Origin of the sequence: Rhodococcus sp. UNC363MFTsu5.1, assembly GCF_000686785.1 — a bacterium.
GTDB lineage: Bacteria > Actinomycetota > Actinomycetes > Mycobacteriales > Mycobacteriaceae > Rhodococcus_G > Rhodococcus_G maanshanensis.
This window is the reverse complement of sequence record NZ_JMLO01000001.1, coordinates 467,802-485,397: the sequence shown is the minus strand read 5'-3', so window position 1 is coordinate 485,397 and position 17,596 is coordinate 467,802. Positions and strand designations below refer to the sequence as shown.

The window sequence follows — 17,596 nt, the reverse complement described above, 5'->3', positions numbered from 1 at the left end:
AGCGCAAGGATCGGCCGGCGCGACTACGTTCGCGGGCGGCTAGCGCAGTCGGCGGGGGCCCAGGTCGGCCCGGCTCGGCTCGGGGCCGATCCGCACCCGGGTATCGGTGATCTCGGCTCCCATGGCGCTGGCCAGGACCGGCTCGCAGACGAGCTCCCGCACCTCGGGCAGGTCATCGGCGAGCGCGGAGACCCGCTGCACCAGGTCGACGAGGGCGCCCTTGTCGACCGGCTCCGCGTTCCGGTAGCCGGACAGCAGCGGGGCGGCCTTCGGGGCGTCGATCAGCTCGGTCGCCTCGTCCTCCGTGAGCGGCAGCACCCGGTAGGCGCGGTCGCCGAGCAGATCCGAGATCACTCCCGCGAGCCCGAACGAGATCAGCGAACCGAAGGACGGGTCGTCCTGCACCCCGACGACGCAGCCGATCCCCTTGTTCGCCATCTTCTGCACGTGCAGGAGCGGTTCCGCCGACGCCATGGCGAGCGCGCGATAGGCGTCGCGCACCGCGTCCGGGGTGCTGACATCCAACCGCACCCCGCTCAGGTCCGGGCGGTGTCGCCATCCCTCCCGGGTCGCCTTGACCGCGACGGGGTAGCCCAGCGCCTCGGCCGCATCGACCGCCTCGTCCTCCGACCGCGCGAGGGTGAAATCCACCACCCGCAGGCCATAACAGGCCAGCAGCTCCGACGCCTCGAAATCCGTCAGCCAGCGCCCCTCGCCCGCGCCAAGCCAGGACTGCACCAGCGCCTCCGCGCGATCGGAGTCGATGCCGCTGGGGCGGACCACCTTCGAGGCCGGCCGCGACCGCCACTGGGCGTAGCGCCAGGCACGCGAGAGCGCCAGGGCGGCACGCTCCGGTCCCGGGTACGACGGGACCGAACCCCTGATGGGATGGCCGTCCTCCCCCCGGACCGCCAGCACGTCCGGAATACCTTCCGCGGCAAGAAATGTCGTCACGATCGGCTTGCTGGTGTCCCGGGCCGCATCGCGCAGTGCCTTCGCGTACGGCTCGACGTCCACGCTGACCGGCGGCACGAACACCGCGAAGACTGCGTCCACCTCGGCCGACTCGAGCGCGGCACTCACCGCACCGGCGAACTGCGCGGGGGTGGACTGCGCAGGCAGGTCGACGGGTTTCGACGGCTCGAGACCCTCGCTCCTGGCCGCCCCGGCGGCCAGCACACCGAGCGCCGAGGAGTTGCCGACCACCGCGACCCTCGGACCGGCGGGCAGTGGCTGGTAGCCGAGCAGCACGGCGCAGTCGAAGAGCTGGGCGATCGACCCGACCTGCACGACACCCGCCTGCTCGAACAGTGCCGAGACCACGGAGTCGTCGATCTCGACCCCGTTCGCGGCAAGGGCCTCCGGCACGGCATGCCTGCCGGACTTCACCGCGACGATCGGCTTGTTCCTGCCGACCCGGCGCGCGATCCGGGAGAACTTGCGCGGGTTGCCGAAGCTCTCCAGATACAGCAACACCACCTCGGTCTCGGGGTCCGAGTCCCAGTACTGCAGCAGATCGTTTCCGGAGACGTCGGCGCGGTTGCCCGCCGAGACGAAGGTGGACAGACCGAGCTGACGGCGCGCCGCCTCGTCGAGGATCGCGATGCCAAGCGCGCCGGACTGGCAGAAGAACCCGACCCGACCCGGCGGCGGCAACTCAGGCGCGAGGGTGGCGTTGAGCCGAACCGCCGCGCTGGTGTTCGCGACGCCGAGCGCGTTGGGACCGACCAGTCGCATCCCGTGCGCCCGCGCGGCGTGTACCAGCCGTCGCTCGGACTGGCGTCCGTCCGGGCCTGCATCGCTGAACCCACCGGACACCACGACCAGTGCCTTGACGCCCTTCGCGAGGCAGTCGTCGAGGACCGAGTCGATGGCCTCCGCCGGAACCGCAACCACCGCGAGGTCCACGTCGTCGGGAATGTCGTGCACCGTCGGGTACGCCCGGACCCCCCGCACTGAGCGGTTCTCGGCGTTGACGGGGTAGACCGGCCCGGTGAACCCGGCGCCGAGCAGGTTGCGCAGTACCGCGTTGCCCACCTTCGCGGCGTCGGTCGACGCGCCGATCAGGGCGACCGACTGCGGGCTGAGCAGGTTGCGGACGCTCCTGGCCTCCGTGGCCCGCTCACGAGAGTTACGAACCGCGACAAGGGTTTCGGTCGGGTCGATGGCGAACTCGAGCCGAAGCACTCCCCCCTCGTAGGTCCGGCTGACCTGATACCCGGCCTCCCGGAACACGGTGACCATGTTCCGGTTCTCGGCGAGCACCTCGGCCACGAACATGGTCAGGCCGTTCTCGGCGGCGGCCGCGGCCAGGTGCTCGAGCAGGATCGGCCCGAGCCCGCGGCCCTGGTGCGCGTCGGCGACCACGAACGCGACCTCGGCAGACCTGCCGTCACCGACGTCGATCAACCGCTCGTACCGGCCGACCGCGATGATCTCGTCGCCGAGCACCGCCACGAACGCGACCCGGTCCTTGTGGTCGACGGTGGTGAACCGCTTGAGGTCGCGCTGCGACATCGTCGGATACGGCCCGAAGTAGCGCAGGTAACGGGTGCGCTCGGACAGCTTGGCGTGGAAGGCGATCAGCCGGTCCGCGTCGTCCGGTGAGATCGGCCGCAGGGCCGCGACGCCGCCGTCGGTGAGCAGCACGTCAGCCAGCCAGTGCTTGGGGAACGGCGCCAGCGGCTCGGCGTCGGCGCCCCCGGTCGCGGGGTCAGTCACGGGGATCCTCCGGGTCGAGTCCGAGCAGCGGGAAGGCCGCGCGACGGGTGGCTGCGATCGCCGAATCCACCCGGACCAGAGCGCGATCCATCGATTCGACGCCGGTCTCCGGGGTACCGCCCGGCCCGTCCCACGACAGGTAGGACGCCTCGCCGCCGTCGCCCATCGTCGCGGGCAGCTCGACGCTCGGCGCCATCGCCGCCACCCGGTCACGCCAGGACTGCGGCACCTCGAAGGTGGGGTCGATGTCGCGGTCGAGCGCCGCTGCGATCAGGTGCGTCCACGCGCGCGGGACCACCCGCACCAGCCCGTAGCCGCCGCCGCCGACGGCCAGCCAGCGACCCTCCGCGTACCGATCCGCGAGCTGACGCATCGCCAGGAACGCGGCCCGTTGCCCGTCGACCGTCAGCGAGAGGTCCGCGAGCGGGTCCTCCCTGTGGCTGTCCACGCCGCACTGGCTGATCACGATCTGCGGCTTGAAGGCCGCCATCGCCGCGGGAACCACCGCGTGAAAACCCCTCAGCCACACCGAGTCCACGGTTCCCGGCAGCACCGGCAGGTTGATCGTCGCACCCTCGGCCGCGCCCGAGCCGACCTCACTGGACCAGCCGGTGTTCGGCCACAGCGTCGCCGGGTGCTGATGGATGGACACGGTCAGGACCCTGGGGTCACCGAGGAAGGCGTGCTGGACTCCGTCCCCGTGATGGGCGTCCACGTCGATATAGGCGATGCGGTCGAAGCCGTTGTCGAGCAACCAGGAGATCGCGATCGCGGCGTCGTTGTAGACGCAGAAGCCGGAGGCCCAGTCGGACATCGCGTGGTGCATCCCGCCCCCGATGCTCACGGCCCGTCGGGCCCGGCCCGACGCGATCTCCTTCGCCGCGGTGAGCGTTCCACCTGCGAGAATCGCGCTGGCCTCGTGCATCCTGGGAAAGATCGGGTTGTCCTCGGTGCCCAGCCCGTGCGGGGCCACATCGCCATCCGCGCGGGCGTCCGCCAGTCCCTGCAGCGGCCCGGCTCCAGCCGCCTTCACCGCGGCGACGTAGGCGGGGGTGTGGATCCGCAGCAGATCGGCGTCGGTGGCCGCCTCGGGGCGGACCAGTTCGGCACCCTCGATGAGACCGATGCTCCGCGCGAGGTTCATCGTCAGCTCGAGCCGGGTGGGGTTCATCGGGTGGTCGGCGCTCCACCGGTAGCTGAGATAGTCCGGGCTCCAGACGACGGCCCGGTCCGAATTCGGGTGCGCATGCCCCACCTGGGGGCTGGAGGTCGCGGCCATGCGATCCACGCTACTTGCGCGCCTGGGGAAGAGGCGAGGGGCGGGTGGCGTTGCCTCAGGGTGAGTGCAACACCGATTCCCGCATGCGTGCCGGTAGAATCGGCCGTAGACGAAGGGGCGTGCAGGTGAAGGATCTTGTCGACACGACGGAGATGTACCTCCGTACCATCTACGACCTTGAAGAGGAAGGCGTGGTGCCGCTGCGGGCGCGGATTGCCGAGCGGCTCGAGCAGAGCGGTCCGACGGTGAGCCAGACGGTCGCCAGGATGGAACGCGACGGGCTCCTACTGGTGGCCGGTGACCGCCATCTCGAGCTCACCGACAAGGGTCGCGGACTCGCGATCGCGGTGATGCGCAAGCACCGGCTGGCCGAGCGGCTGCTCGTCGATGTGATCGGACTCGACTGGGACCAGGTGCATGCCGAGGCCTGCCGCTGGGAGCACGTGATGAGCGAGGAGGTCGAGCGCCGTCTGGTCGAGGTGCTCAACAACCCCACCACCTCGCCCTACGGCAACCCGATCCCCGGCCTGGCCGAGCTCGGCCTGAACCGGCCAGCGGACAACGGCGAAACCCTGATCCGGCTGACCGATGTGCCGTCCGGGCAGCCCACCGCCGTGGTGGTGCGCAGGCTCGCCGAGCACGTGCAGTCCGACCCTGAGGTCATCGGTCGCCTCCGCGAGGCAGGCGTCGTCCCCGACGCACGGGTCACGGTGGTGACCAAGCCGGGTTCGGTGACGATCACCGTGCCGGGTCACGAGGGCTTCGATCTGTCCGAGGAGATGGCGCACGCAGTCCAGGTCAAGCAGGTCTAGCGGCGTGCGACTCCTGGTCACCGGCGGTGCCGGTTATGTCGGCAGCGTGTGTGCAACCGTCCTGCTCGAACGCGGCCACGAGGTGGTGGTCGTCGACGATCTGTCCACCGGGAACGCGGATGCGGTACCGACCGGAGCCGAGTTCGTCGAGGGCGACGTCGCCGACGTCGCCGCGTCCGTTCTCGGCGACGGGTCCACCGAGCCCCGGTTCGACGGCGTGCTGCACTTCGCTGCGCAGTCGCTCGTCGGCGAATCGGTCGTCGCGCCCGAAAAGTACTGGCGCGGAAACGTGGTCACCACGATCGAGCTCCTCGAGGCGATCCGGGTCTCCCGCACCCCGCGGCTGGTCTTCTCCTCGACGGCCGCAACGTACGGCGAGCCGGAGCGGTCCCCGATCACCGAGACGGATCCGACGAGGCCGACCAATCCCTACGGGGCAACGAAGCTGGCGATCGACCACGCGATCACCTCGTATGCCAACGCGTACGGGCTGGCCGCCACCAGCCTGCGTTACTTCAATGTCGCGGGCGCGTACCGCGGTGCAGGCGAGAACCGGGTCGTGGAAACACATCTCATCCCGCTCGTGTTGCAGGTGGCGCTCGGACAGCGGGACAAGATCTCGGTCTTCGGCACCGACTGGCCCACCGAGGACGGCACCGCGGTCCGCGATTACATCCACGTCCTCGACCTCGCCGAGGCGCACCTGCTGGCGCTCGAGGCCGCGACCGCGGGCACGCACAGCATCTACAACCTCGGCAGTGGGGCCGGTTTCAGTGTCCGCGAGGTGATCTCGGCCTGCCAGCGGGTCACCGGGCTGCCGATCGCCGTGGTTGACGCCCCGCGCCGTGCGGGCGATCCCGCGGTCCTCATCGCCTCCAGCGAAAGGGCCATCGCCGAACTCGGCTGGCGGCCGCAGCACACCGACCTCGACGAGATCGTCGCGGACGCGTGGGAGTTCTTGCAGCAGTTGGGCGACCGGTCGCACGCCGCGCACCGCGGCTGACCCGCCGAGTAGACCTCCGATCACGCCGATATCGCCCCGCGGGCGGTATCGGCGTGGCACGCTGCCACGATGAATTTCTCCGTCAACAGGCGCGGGTTCGCGCGCGCCCTGGTGGGCCTGGCGATCGCGACCGTGGTGCTGCCCGCCCCGCTCGCGTCCGCGACGACCGGGTCCGATGCCGGGTCGACCTCCGGGTCGCTGCAGTCGAGCGGGCTGGCCGACGCCGTCCACCCGGATTGGATGGCCGGACTGCCCGACGGGGCCGGGCTCGCGGAGCTGTCGCTGCCCGGCACCCACGACACGATGGCCTCGGGGGCATCCGTCTTCGCCCTCACCCAGGATGCCGACCTGACGACCCAGCTGAGGGCCGGGGTCCGCGCCGTCGACATCCGCACCCGGCATTTCCGGAACACGTTCCCCATCCATCACGGGATCGAGTACCTGAACGCAGACTTCACCGACGTCGTGGTCGCGCTCACCGACTTCCTGCGCGCCAACCCCTCCGAGGCGATCGTCATGCGACTCAAAGAGGAGTACACGGCCGCCGAGAACACCCGCAGCTACGAGGACACGCTGAACTGGTACATCGACCAGAACCCCGAGACCAGCAGCCGGCTCCGGGAACACCTGTGGCACCCGCCCGCCGGATACGACGGCGGCCTGCCGCGCCTCGGCGAGGCCCGCGGGAAACTCGTCGTCCTCAGGAATTTCGACGCGGTGGCGTGGCCGGGGCCGCGGTTCGGCGACGCGAGCATGGCGATCCAGGACACCTACGAGCTGACCGGCCTGGCCGAAATCGGGCGAAAGTGGGACCTGATCCGCGCACAGTTCGAGCGATCCCGCACCGGGTCCTCCGACATCCTGTTCATCAACCACCTCAGCGCCACCGGTAACCCCGCAGCAATGGTGACCGGCACGGTCCCGGTCACCGTCGCGCGCGGCGCCCCCGGCGTCGTCGGGATCCTCCCCCGTACCCAGGAGTACCTGGAGGCCGGTGGTCCCGGGCGGCTGGGCGCGGTGATGGCCGACTTCCCGACCGCGGAGCTCGTGTCCGAGATCATCGCGCACAACTTCCCCTGACCCGTGACCACGCTCAACCGCCGTAGATCGGCGGCGGCATCCGCACCCCGAGCCTCGCGGCCTCGTCGAACCCGGTGACGGCGAGCCCCGAGATGGTCTCCGGACGCATGCCGGACTGCAACGCGGCGTCGAGCATGCCTGCCAGCCGGTGCCGCGGGTTCGCCTCCAGCGCCGCGACGAGGGCAACCCCCGCCATCGGCCCGTCCCCGCGCGCATAGGCGCTGTAGCCGAGCAGTGCCGCGGGCTCGGCCCGCTCCGGATCGGGCAGCGCCCGGGCCAGCAGGATCCACAGCTGCTCGGCCGCGTCGGCCTCGGCGGTCACCGCGAGCGACAGCAGCGCGTCGCGCACCCGCGGGTTCGACAGCGCCCTGGCCAGGTCGACGAGGTCGTGGCGGTGTGGCCCGTGTCCGGAGGCCAGCTCGGCGATCCGGGCGAGCACCAGCCGCAACTCGTCGCGCGGGCGGGCACGGCATGCGGGTCGCTCGCGCAGCAGCTCCGCGAGCCCGGCGCGCTCCCGATCCGGATGCGGGGCCACGATCGCCTCCAGTTCCTCCCGGGAGGACCGGATCGCGCGACCGCCGAGCACCTGGGCGACGGCGACGCTGGACGACACCGGGTCAGGGAGCAGTCCGCGACGGGGATCGCCGCACAGCCCTCGCCACGGCCGTCCCTCCGCGATCTCGGGGACCACGAGCGCTCCCACCAGGTCGACGCCGCGACCGCTCAGGTGCAGTTCGAGTTCGCCGACCACCGCACGATGCATGCCGGGCGCCCGCCCCGCGTCGACGATCACCGCTATGACCGCGTCGATGTCCTCCCGCGCGCAGACGAGGGACATCCGTTCGATGGCCTCCCGGTCGATCGGGCCGACCGCGCCGTCCGGCAGGTCGTGCCGCATCACCGCCCGTACCCGGGCGGGGCCGTCGCCCTCGTCGAGACAGATGAGGACCAGCGAATGTGCGGGCCGGAACCCCAGCATCGCGGGGATCGCCGCGATGAGATCACCGGGGTCGCCGATCCGGACCGGACCGGCGCCGGGCATCAGTGTCGGATTGCCGGGTCGCTCCGGCTGTTCGGGATGCATGGTTGTCATGGCCAGGACCATGCCGCCGTGCACCGACCGGGCCGCGGCCGCGACCAGCGGCTTCGCCGGGCCTGTGGAGAGAAACCGGACCATCCACAGGCTCGGGGGTCAGGCCGCGTTGACCCGCTGCACTGCCTCCGTGAACACCTGGTCCAGCACCGCCGTGTCCGGCTTTCCGTCACCGAACGACATGTACGTCGCCGAAACCCGCACGTCATCGATCTGCGCGACCAGGGTGAGCATCGACTGCGTCACCTTCCCCGCTCCCTTGCCGGAGGTCACGGTCTGCCGCATGGCCACGGTGCGGTCCGCGTTCAGCGGCGGCGGCGGCAGCATCTCGGTCCGCACGACCGCCTCGGCGCCGTCCTTGGTGGTGATCACCTCCAGGCACCGCTCGATCTCGCCGATGCGCTTGTCGAGGGACAGATCCGACCGCATCAGCTCCACCGAGATGGTGGACCTGTTCGCGTTGTCGGTGCCGACGATCATCGCGGTGCCGTCCGGGCCGTAGTCCTGGGCGGGCGGCTTGCACCCGGGCGGGTCGACCTTCGCGCCCGACGGGATCCCGTCCAGGTCCGCGGCCGCCTGCGACACGGCCTGCGGCGGCAGCACGATGGCCTGATAGGGGGCCGGGAAATCCGTGGGGGCCAACAACATCGACTCCAACGTCGCGTCCACCCGGCCGTCCTCGCCTGTCGACGACCCCGACGAGGGGCCGGACGCGGACGAGGGGCCTGCGGCGGCGACCGGGCTCGCCATCCCGTCCACCGTGGACGAACACCCGGCGACGCCAAGGCATGCGCCCATGGCGAGACCCGCGAACAGGATGCGGCGCTTCAATGGAAAGTCCTCCAGTACTCGCGGGAAACTACCCCCACCACTGTGCCACCTCCGCGACACCGGCCGCCGCAGGCCGGCTGCGGTGTCGTCGAACGGGAGTTCGCTCTCAGCACAAAACCGGCGGTTCCGGGAATGAATGTGACGCCGCGGCACGTTTTTCCGATATCGGGTGTGGGTGCTCGCAGCCGGGTGGGGGACACTGAGAGTGAACGAAACGCGAAGGGATCACTGATGGACGATCAGTCGAGGATGTACGAGCTGGAATTCCCGGCACCCCAGGTGTCCGCGGGCGACGGCCGAGGGCCGGTGCTGGTGCATGGTCTCGAGGGATTCTCCGACGCGGGACACGCGGTGAAGATCGCCACCACCCACCTGCGCGAGAGCCTGGAGACAGAACTCGTCGCGTCGTTCTCCGTCGACGAGCTGATCGACTACCGATCGCGTCGACCCACGATGACCTTCAAGGCCGATCACTTCTCGGACTACGACGAGCCCGAGCTCAACCTGTACGCGCTCCGCGACACCGCCGGAACACCGTTCCTGCTGCTCGCGGGCCTGGAGCCCGACCTGAAGTGGGAGCGCTTCACGACAGCGGTCCGGCTGCTGGCCGAGCAGCTCGGGGTGCGCCGCACGATCTCCCTCGGCGCGATCCCGATGGCGATCCCGCACACCCGCCCGCTCGGGGTGACGGCTCATTCGACCAACAAGGACCTGATCGGCGAGAACCAGAGCTGGTCAGGGGAGCTGCAGATCCCGGGCAGCGCCTCCGCGCTGCTGGAGCTGCGGATGGCCCAGCACGGCCACGAGTCGATGGGCTACTCGGTGCACGTGCCGCACTACCTGGCACAGACGGACTATCCGGCGGCCGCGGAGACGCTGCTGGAGAACCTGGGCGAGATCGCCGATCTGGAGCTGCCGCTGGCCGCCCTCGGCGAGGCCGCCGCCCGCGTCCGCGAGCAGGTCGATGCGCAGATCACCGGCAACGACGAGGTGCAGTCCGTCGTCGCCGCCCTGGAACGTCAGTACGACTCGTTCGTCGCGGCGCAGGAGCGCCAGTCCACCCTGCTCGCCGGGGAGGCCGACCTGCCCAGCGGCGACGAACTGGGCGCGGAGTTCGAGAAATTCCTCGCTGAGCAGGCAGGACTTGACGAGAAGACCGACCGGGACGAGCCTGATCTGTAACTCGGTTCCACAGTTACCCGGCGGACCGCCCCCCCGAACTATACGATCGCCCAAGTCAGCGACGTAGGGGTCGGCACAGCCGGCGACAGGAGGCGACATGAGTGCACGCAAAGGCCGCGCATTGCGGCCGGTTCCGGACACCGAACCGCGCCTCGTCTTCCGGACTGTTCACGGGTACCGGCGGGCCTTCCGGATGGCAGGCGAGGGTCCGCCGCTCCTGCTGATCCACGGCATCGGCGACAACTCGTCGACCTGGAACGACATCATCCCGCATCTCGCCAAGCACTTCACGGTCATCGCGCCCGACCTGCTCGGCCACGGCCGTTCGGACAAGCCGCGTGCCGACTACTCCATCGCGGCCTACGCGAACGGGATGCGGGACCTGCTCACGGTGCTCGGCCACGACCGCGTCACGGTCATCGGGCACTCGCTCGGCGGCGGGGTCGCGTTGCAGTTCGCGTACCAGTTCCCGCAGATGGTCGAGCGCCTCGTGGTGGTCTCCACCGGAGGCGTGACCAAAGACGTCAACCCCGCGCTGCGCTTCGCCTCGCTGCCGATCGCGAACCAGTCCCTGCGCCTGCTGCAGATCCCCGGCACCATCTCCGCCCTCGGGGTGCTCGGCAAGATCGCCGACCAGCTCTACCGAGGACCCTTCAAGGCGGTTCGGGTCTTCCACGACGCGCCGGACCTGGTGCGGGTGCTCAGCGACCTGCCCGATCCCACCGCGCGGGAGGCCTTCCTGCGCACCCTTCGCGCGGCCGTGGACTGGCGTGGCCAGGCGATCACCATGCTCGACCGGTGTTACCTGACGGCCGATCTTCCGGTCCAGATCATCTGGGGCGACGTCGACTCGGTGATCCCGGTCAGCCATGCCCACCTCGCACACTCCGCGATGCCGGGCTCACGGCTGGAGATCTTCCGCGGCAGCGGCCATTTCCCGTTCCACGACGACCCGATCCGCTTCCTGCAGGTGGTCGAGGACTTCATCGCGAGCACCGCACCCATGGAGTTCGACCCGGCGAAGTGGCGGCAACTGCTCATCGAAGGCGTCGGCGAATCGCAGATCACCGGCACCGATTCGACCCGCGAGGCCGTGCTGGAGGCGATGGGCTCGGACGAGCGCAGCGCGACCTGACTCCGGCCAGGCCGTAACCTGGGTCGGTGCTGCTCTCCGACCTGGTCCCCGCGAGTCCCGATGCCGACTCGCTCTTCGACGCCTTCTCACGGTGGACGGCCGAACAGGGCCTGACCCTGTACCCGGCACAGGAGGAGTCGCTGATCGAGGTCGTCTCCGGCGCGAACGTCATCCTGTCGACCCCGACAGGGTCCGGCAAGTCGATGGTGGCGATCGGCGCCCACTTCGCGGCGCTCGCCGAGGGCAGGCGCACCTACTACACCGCACCGATCAAGGCGCTGGTGAGCGAGAAGTTCTTCGCCCTCTGCGAGGTGTTCGGCGCCGAGAACGTGGGCATGATGACCGGCGACGCCTCGGTCAACGCCGCCGCACCGATCATCTGCGCCACCGCGGAGATCGTGGCGAACCTGGCGCTGCGGCAGGGCGCCGACTCCGACATCGGCCAGGTGGTGATGGACGAGTTCCATTACTACTCCGAGCCGGACCGCGGATGGGCCTGGCAGGTCCCGCTGATCGAACTCCCCAACGCCCAGTTCCTGCTGATGTCCGCGACGCTCGGTGACGTCTCGTTCTTCCAGGAGGACCTGACCCGCCGGACCGGGCGCCCCACAACGCTGGTCGGCGGCACGCAGCGGCCGGTGCCGCTGTCCTTCTCCTACGCCCGCACCCCCATCGGCGAGACCATCGAGGAACTGGCAACCACCAACCAGGCGCCGGTCTACGTGGTCCACTTCACCCAGGCCGCGGCGCTCGAACGAGCGCAGGCGTTGACCAGCGTCAACATGAGCAGCCGGGAGGAGAAGGACGCCATCGCGGAGGCGATCGGGAGCTTCCGGTTCAGCACCGGCTTCGGAAAGACGTTGTCCCGCTTGGTTCGGCACGGCATCGGCGTGCACCACGCGGGCATGCTGCCCAAGTACCGCCGGCTCATCGAGAAGCTCGCGCAGGACGGGCTGCTCAAGGTCATCTGCGGAACCGACACCCTCGGCGTCGGCATCAACGTGCCGATCCGGACCGTGTTGCTGACCGGCCTCACCAAGTACGACGGCACCAGGACCAGGCACCTGCGGGCCCGCGAGTTCCATCAGATCGCGGGCCGGGCGGGCCGGGCCGGCTACGACACCATGGGGACCGTGGTGGTACAGGCCCCGGAATACGAGATCGAGAACCACCGGCTCGTCGCGAGGGCGGGCGACGACCCGAAGAAGCTCAAGAAGATCCAGCGCAAGAAGCCGCCGGAGGGCTTCGTGTCGTGGGGGGAGCCGACGTTCGATCGCCTCGTCTCCGCCTCCCCCGAGCAGCTCACGTCGCGGTTCCGGGTCTCGAACTCGATGCTGCTCAACGTGATCGCCCGCCCCGGCAACTGCTTCGACGCGATGCGTCACCTCCTCGAGGACAGCCACGAGACCCGCCCGCAGCAGCGCAAGCACATCCTCAGGGCGATCGCGCTGTACCGTGGGCTGCTCCAGGCGGGCATCGTCGAGCAACTCGACGCCCCGGACCCGGACGGGTCGTGGGCCCGGCTGACGGTCGACCTGCAGCGCGATTTCGCGCTCAACCAGCCGCTGTCGCCGTTCGCGCTCGCCGCGATCGAACTGCTCGACCAGGAGTCGGTGACCTACGCCCTCGACGTGGTGTCAGTGATCGAGTCGACACTGGACGACCCCCGCCAGATCCTGATGGGACAGCAGCACCATGCCCGCGGCGAGGCGGTCGCGCAGATGAAGGCCGACGGCATCGAGTACGACGAGCGGATGGAGCTGCTCGAGGAGATCACCTGGCCGAAACCGCTGGAGGAACTCCTCTTTCCCGCGTTCGAGATGTACCGCGGCGGGCACCCCTGGGTCTCCGAGTTCGCCCTCTCCCCCAAGTCGGTGGTGCGGGACATGGTGGAGAACGTGATGACGTTCGCCGAGTTGGTCAGCCACTACGGGCTGGCCCGTTCCGAGGGGTTGGTGCTGCGCTATCTCGCCGACGCCTACCGGGCGCTGCGTCAGACTGTGCCCGACGCCGCCCGCACCGAGGAACTCGAGGACATCACCGAGTGGCTGGGCGAGCTGATCCGCCAGGTCGACTCGTCGCTGCTGGACGAGTGGGAGCAGCTCACCAACCCTGGCGTGGAGGCCGACGACCAGCAGATCGCGTTCGGCGCCGACATCCCGCGCCCGGTTTCCGCGAACACCAGGGCCTTCAAGGTGATGATCCGCAACGCGATGTTCAAGCGGATCGAGCTGGCCTCGCGCAAGCGTTGGGACGCACTCGCCGAACTCGGCGACGGGCTGGAGTCGGAGGACTGGTCCGACCTGATGGAGCTGTACTTCGAGGAGTACGACGAGATCGGCACCGGCCCCGATGCCAGGGGGCCGCAACTGTTCTCGGTCCAGGTGGAGCCGGAGCTGTGGCGGGTGCGCCAGACCATCGCCGATCCGCAGGGCGATCACGGCTGGGCGCTGGTCGGCGAGGTGAACCTGGCGGAGTCCGACGCCGCGGGCGAGGTGGTCTTCGACGAGTTCGAGGTCGTCGAGGGGTGAGCACGACGCTGCTGCGGGGGGCCCGGGTGGCGCCCGGCGAGGCACCGACGGTTCTGGAGGTCACCGGCGACCGGATCGGCGGCGACGGGTCCGCCGCGTCGGTCGCCGTTGACATCGGTGGGCGGCTGATGCTTCCTGGCCTGTGGGACGCGCACGTGCACCTCGACCAGTGGGCGCTCTCCCGTGCCGCGCTCGACCTGGCCGCCGCGACCTCTGCCGCACACGCAGTTCGGCTGATCGCGGAGTATCTGCCGTTGGCAGACACCGACGTCGTCGTCGCGCACGGGTTCCGGGACGGCCTGTGGCCGGACTCCCCCACCGCAGCGCTGCTGGACACGGCCACCGCGGACCGCCCGGTCGTCGCGTTGAGCGGCGACCTGCACAGCGGCTGGTTCAACACCGCTGCGCTGCGGCGCTTCTCGCTCGCGCCGCACCCGAGCGGGCTGCTCACCGAGACCGAGTTCATGCCGATCATGAACGACGTGCAGCGGGTGGACGCGGCGGTGCTGGATCGCCGGGTCGAGGAGGCGGTACGGGCCGCGGCGGCACGCGGGGTGGTCGGAGTGACGGACTTCGAGATCGCCGACAACCGCACGGTGTGGGCACGGCGGATCGCCGCAGGCACCGACCTGCTGCGGGTGCGGTGCGGCATCTGGCCGCGGTGGCTCGAGCAGGCGATCGCCGACGGTGTCGGCACCGGGGACCCGGTGCCGGACACCGGGGGGCTGGCGACCGTTGGGCCGATGAAGGTGATCGTGGACGGATCGCTCGGCACCAGGACCGCCTACTGCCACCAGCCGTACCCGGGCGGCGGGCACGGGGTGCTGTCGGTGCCGCCACAGGAGCTGGTCGGGCTGATGTCGCGCGCCACCGGTCACGGGCTCGAGTGCGCGATCCACGCGATCGGCGACCAGGCCTGTGAGCACGTGCTCGACGCGTTCGCCGACACGGGCGCACGCGGATCCGTCGAGCACGCGCAGCTGGTGGCGGAGAAGGACTTTCGGCGGTTTGCCGAGCTGGGTGTGATCGCGAGTGTCCAGCCCGCACACGTGCACGACGATGCGGACCTGGCCGAGCGTTACTGGCCCGGCCGCACCGGCCGGGCGTTCCCATACGGCACGCTGCTCGCCGCGGGTGTGCGGCTGGCGTTGGGATCCGATGCGCCGGTGGCGCCGCTGGACCCGTGGCTGACCCTCGCCGCGGCGGTGGACCGCACCCTGCCGGACGGCCGGGTGTGGCACCGCGAGCACGAGATCCCGTGGGAGGTGGCCCTCGCCGCGTCCACCGGCGGCCGCACGCGAGTCAGGACCGGCGACCTCGCGGACCTGGTGGTGCTGGACACCGACGAGGTGCCGACCACCGGCGCCGCTCTCGCCTCGATGCCCGTGTGGGGCACGATGGTCGGCGGTCGGTGGACGTACGGACCGCCGGCCTAGTCCTCGTTCGGGTGGTGGATCGGCTTCGCGAACCGCTCCTTGCGGTTCGACTGCTCGCGCCTGGTCGCCTGCTGCTCCTTGATCCGCTTCTCCTCCTTGCGGACCTCCACCAGTGACTTGCGCTCGGCCTGCAGCCAGTCCGGCTGATCGGCGAGCAGCGCCTCGATCTGGGCGGTGGTGAGCGCCTCCTCGACGCCGCCGCGGGCCAGCCCGGCGATGGAGACACCGAGCCTGGCGGCGACGACGGACTTCGGGTGCGGGCCCTCGGCACGCAGGTCGACCAGCCACTGCGGCGGGTTCGTGCGCAGCTCGGCGAGCTCGTCACGAGTCACCACACCGTCGCGGAACTCGGCGGGGGTGGCCTCGAGGTAGACGTCCAGCTTCTTCGCGGCGGTCGCCGGCTTCATCGTCTGGGGTGTCTTCTGCGCACTCATGGGTTCAGCCTATCGAGGTGCCGTCCGGGGTCACCGCCCCGGTAGCCTGGCGGAATGACCGAGCCCGCTGTACCCACCCCGTTCCGGCTCGCCTATGTGCCCGGCGTCACCCCGTCCAAGTGGGTGCGCATCTGGGGCGAACGCCACCCCGACATCCGGCTCGAGCTGGTCGTCACCACCGCGGCAGACGCGCCGACCCTGCTGCGCGACGGCCTCGCGGATGCCGGGCTGGTGCGGCTGCCGATCGACAGGGGCGGCCTGAGCGTGATCGCGTTGTACGAGGAGACCCCGGTCGTGGTGGTGCCGAAGGACCACGTGGTCACCGCGGCCGACGAGGTGTCGACGGCGGACCTGGAGGGCGAGATCGTGCTGCACCCGCTCGACGACGCGCTGGCCTGGGAGGCGCTGCCGGGGACGCCCGCCGCCCAGCGGCCCGCCACGACCGCGGACGCGATCGAGCTGGTCGCGGCCGGGATCGGGGTGCTGGTGCTGCCGCAGTCGCTGGCCCGACTGCACCACCGCAAGGACCTCACCTACCGCACCGTCACCGATGCGCCGGAGTCGCCGGTCGCGCTGGCCTGGCCGCAGGATTCGACGACGGATCTGGTGGAGGAGTTCGTCGGGATCGTGCGCGGTCGCAGCGTCAACAGCTCCCGCGGCCGCGACGCCCAGGAGCCGGCCCCCAAGCGCACCGCCTCCCAGAAGGCCGCCGCGAAACAAGCGGCGCGCGCCAAGGCGGGCAAGACCCCGACTCCCCGGAACGCCAAGGGCGGCAAGCGCGGCAAGCGCTGACGCGCCCGTGCGCGGTTGCCGAGTCCGCAGACTCGTCAACCGCGCACGGGCGGCGTAGCCGCCTACACCTCGAGGATCATCGCGATGCCCTGGCCGCCGCCGCCACAGAGGGCAGCCGCGCCCTTGCCGCCGCCGCGCACCTTGAGCGAATGTGCCAGGGAGAGGGCGATCCTCGTGCCGGACATGCCGACCGGGTGCCCGACCGCGATGGCACCGCCGTGGATGTTGACCTTGTCCGCGTCGACTCCGAGCTGACGCATCGACGCGATCGCGACACCGGCGAACGCCTCGTTGATCTCGAGCAGGTCGAGGTCGGCGACGGTGGTCTCACCGTCTCGCTTCAGCGCCGCCTCGATGGCGTTCGCGGGCTGGTGCAGCAGGGAGGTGTCCGGACCCGCGACGAGGGCGTGCGCCTTGATCTCGGCGAGCCACTCGATGCCACGGGCCTCGGCGACGTCCTTGCGCATGACGATGACTGCGGCCGCGCCGTCCGACAACTGGGAGGACGCACCCGCGGTGATGGTGCCGTCCTTCGCGAACGCCGGACGCAGCTTCCCGAGGGAGTCCACGGTGGTCCCCGCGCGGATGCCCTCGTCGTCGGCGACGGTGACGGCGCCCTTGCGGGACGCGATCTCCACCGGTGCGATCTCGGCCGCGAACGCGCCCGACTCGGTCGCGGCGGCGGCGAGACGGTGCGAGCGGGCCGCGAACTCGTCCTGCTCGGCGCGGCTGATGTTCTCCGACGCCTGGTAGCTCTCGGTGGACGCGCCCATCGACACGCCGTCGAACGCGCACACCAGCGCGTCCCTGTCCAGGGCGTCCTCGAAGCCGGTGGTGCCGTACTTCAGTCCGGTCCTGGCACCGCGCACCAGGTACGGCGCGTTCGTCATCGACTCCATGCCACCCGCGACCACGACGTCGGCGGCGCCGGTCGCGATCAGCCGATCGGCCTGCATGATCGCCTCGAGGCCGGACAGGCAGAGGTTGTTCACGGTGGTGGCAGGCACCGTCATCGGCAGGCCCGCCGCGACCGCCGCCTGCCGCGCCGGGTTGGGCCCGACCCCGGCCTGCACGACGGTGCCCATCACCACGGCGTCGACACCGTCGACACCGAGGCCGCTGCGTTCGAGGGCGGCCGCGATCGCGCGCCCACCCAGCTCCGCCGCCGTCAGCGACGCGAGGGCGCCGGAGAGCTTGCCGATCGGGGTCCTGGCCCCCGCCACGATGACACTGGTGCTCACGCTGAACTCTCCTTCTCCGCAGTCCT

14 protein-coding genes are annotated in these 17,596 nt (G+C 70.6%); 8 read left to right on the top strand and 6 right to left on the bottom strand.

The window, feature by feature from the left end; all coding sequences use genetic code 11:
• Window positions 1-39: 39 nt before the first annotated feature.
• Window positions 40-2,721, bottom strand: a complete 2,682-nt coding sequence (locus tag BR31_RS0102295) for a bifunctional acetate--CoA ligase family protein/GNAT family N-acetyltransferase (RefSeq protein ID WP_027499532.1) — start codon at window positions 2,719-2,721, stop codon at window positions 40-42.
• Window positions 2,714-4,000: an acetoin utilization protein AcuC gene (locus BR31_RS0102290; protein ID WP_027499531.1), complete on the bottom strand. Its 1,287-nt coding sequence runs from the start codon at window positions 3,998-4,000 to the stop codon at window positions 2,714-2,716. The genes BR31_RS0102295 and BR31_RS0102290 overlap by 8 nt, the downstream gene beginning before the upstream one ends.
• A gap of 125 nt (window positions 4,001-4,125) precedes the next feature.
• Here BR31_RS0102290 and BR31_RS0102285 point away from each other — a divergent pair, with 125 nt between their 5' ends.
• The 3 genes from BR31_RS0102285 (at window position 4,126) to BR31_RS0102275 (ending at window position 6,895) form a co-directional block, all read left to right on the top strand.
• A complete protein-coding gene (locus tag BR31_RS0102285; RefSeq protein ID WP_027499530.1) occupies window positions 4,126-4,812 on the top strand; it encodes an iron-dependent transcriptional repressor DtxR in 687 nt (228 codons plus the stop codon).
• Window positions 4,813-4,816: 4 nt separating this feature from the next.
• On the top strand, window positions 4,817-5,815 hold the full coding sequence (galE, locus tag BR31_RS0102280; RefSeq protein ID WP_027499529.1) for a UDP-glucose 4-epimerase GalE: 999 nt from the start codon (window positions 4,817-4,819) through the stop codon (window positions 5,813-5,815).
• A 69-nt stretch (window positions 5,816-5,884) separates the two neighbouring features.
• Window positions 5,885-6,895, top strand: a complete 1,011-nt coding sequence (locus BR31_RS0102275) for a phosphatidylinositol-specific phospholipase C (protein ID WP_027499528.1) — start codon at window positions 5,885-5,887, stop codon at window positions 6,893-6,895.
• A gap of 13 nt (window positions 6,896-6,908) precedes the next feature.
• Here the strand turns inward: BR31_RS0102275 and BR31_RS0102270 are convergent, their stop codons facing one another.
• Window positions 6,909-7,988 (bottom strand): DUF4192 domain-containing protein, encoded by a 1,080-nt coding sequence (locus BR31_RS0102270; RefSeq protein WP_027499527.1) that lies wholly within the window; start codon window positions 7,986-7,988, stop codon window positions 6,909-6,911.
• A gap of 99 nt (window positions 7,989-8,087) precedes the next feature.
• A complete protein-coding gene (locus BR31_RS0102265) occupies window positions 8,088-8,786 on the bottom strand; it encodes a DUF5642 family protein (RefSeq protein ID WP_037175395.1) in 699 nt (232 codons plus the stop codon).
• A gap of 264 nt (window positions 8,787-9,050) precedes the next feature.
• On the opposite strand from BR31_RS0102265, the gene BR31_RS0102260 reads away from it, so the two are divergent.
• The 4 genes from BR31_RS0102260 (at window position 9,051) to BR31_RS0102245 (ending at window position 15,103) form a co-directional block, all read left to right on the top strand.
• Window positions 9,051-10,001, top strand: a complete 951-nt coding sequence (locus BR31_RS0102260; protein ID WP_027499525.1) for a proteasome assembly chaperone family protein — start codon at window positions 9,051-9,053, stop codon at window positions 9,999-10,001.
• 97 nt (window positions 10,002-10,098) lie between these two features.
• Window positions 10,099-11,136: an alpha/beta fold hydrolase gene (locus BR31_RS0102255; protein WP_027499524.1), complete on the top strand. Its 1,038-nt coding sequence runs from the start codon at window positions 10,099-10,101 to the stop codon at window positions 11,134-11,136.
• A 26-nt stretch (window positions 11,137-11,162) separates the two neighbouring features.
• Window positions 11,163-13,667, top strand: coding sequence for a DEAD/DEAH box helicase (locus BR31_RS0102250; protein ID WP_027499523.1), 2,505 nt, complete (start codon window positions 11,163-11,165; stop codon window positions 13,665-13,667).
• Window positions 13,664-15,103 (top strand): amidohydrolase, encoded by a 1,440-nt coding sequence (locus BR31_RS0102245; protein ID WP_027499522.1) that lies wholly within the window; start codon window positions 13,664-13,666, stop codon window positions 15,101-15,103. Before BR31_RS0102250 ends, BR31_RS0102245 begins: the two co-directional genes overlap by 4 nt.
• Here the strand turns inward: BR31_RS0102245 and BR31_RS0102240 are convergent.
• Window positions 15,100-15,537 (bottom strand): DUF5997 family protein, encoded by a 438-nt coding sequence (locus BR31_RS0102240; protein WP_027499521.1) that lies wholly within the window; start codon window positions 15,535-15,537, stop codon window positions 15,100-15,102. The genes BR31_RS0102245 and BR31_RS0102240 overlap by 4 nt on opposite strands.
• Window positions 15,538-15,591: 54 nt before the next feature.
• Here BR31_RS0102240 and BR31_RS0102235 point away from each other — a divergent pair, with 54 nt between their 5' ends.
• Window positions 15,592-16,329, top strand: coding sequence for a LysR substrate-binding domain-containing protein (locus BR31_RS0102235; RefSeq protein WP_027499520.1), 738 nt, complete (start codon window positions 15,592-15,594; stop codon window positions 16,327-16,329).
• Between the two features lie 62 nt (window positions 16,330-16,391).
• Here the strand turns inward: BR31_RS0102235 and BR31_RS0102230 are convergent, their stop codons facing one another.
• Window positions 16,392-17,570 carry an acetyl-CoA C-acyltransferase gene (locus tag BR31_RS0102230; protein ID WP_027499519.1) on the bottom strand — a complete coding sequence of 393 codons (1,179 nt, stop codon included), beginning with the start codon at window positions 17,568-17,570 and terminating at the stop codon, window positions 16,392-16,394.
• Between the last annotated feature and the right edge of the window lie 26 nt (window positions 17,571-17,596).

Excerpts from the sequence above, each read along its gene's own strand:
- BR31_RS0102240 (WP_027499521.1), bottom strand. The coding sequence starts at position 15,537 with ATGAGTGCGCAGAAGACACCCCAGACGATGAAGCCGGCGACCGCCGCG.
- BR31_RS0102260 (WP_027499525.1), top strand. The coding sequence starts at position 9,051 with ATGGACGATCAGTCGAGGATGTACGAGCTGGAATTCCCGGCACCCCAG.
- BR31_RS0102265 (WP_037175395.1), bottom strand. The coding sequence starts at position 8,786 with ATGGGCGCATGCCTTGGCGTCGCCGGGTGTTCGTCCACGGTGGACGGG.
- BR31_RS0102235 (WP_027499520.1), top strand. The coding sequence starts at position 15,592 with ATGACCGAGCCCGCTGTACCCACCCCGTTCCGGCTCGCCTATGTGCCC.
- BR31_RS0102255 (WP_027499524.1), top strand. The coding sequence starts at position 10,099 with ATGAGTGCACGCAAAGGCCGCGCATTGCGGCCGGTTCCGGACACCGAA.
- BR31_RS0102275 (WP_027499528.1), top strand. The coding sequence starts at position 5,885 with ATGAATTTCTCCGTCAACAGGCGCGGGTTCGCGCGCGCCCTGGTGGGC.
- BR31_RS0102290 (WP_027499531.1), bottom strand. The coding sequence starts at position 4,000 with ATGGCCGCGACCTCCAGCCCCCAGGTGGGGCATGCGCACCCGAATTCG.
- BR31_RS0102270 (WP_027499527.1), bottom strand. The coding sequence starts at position 7,988 with ATGACAACCATGCATCCCGAACAGCCGGAGCGACCCGGCAATCCGACA.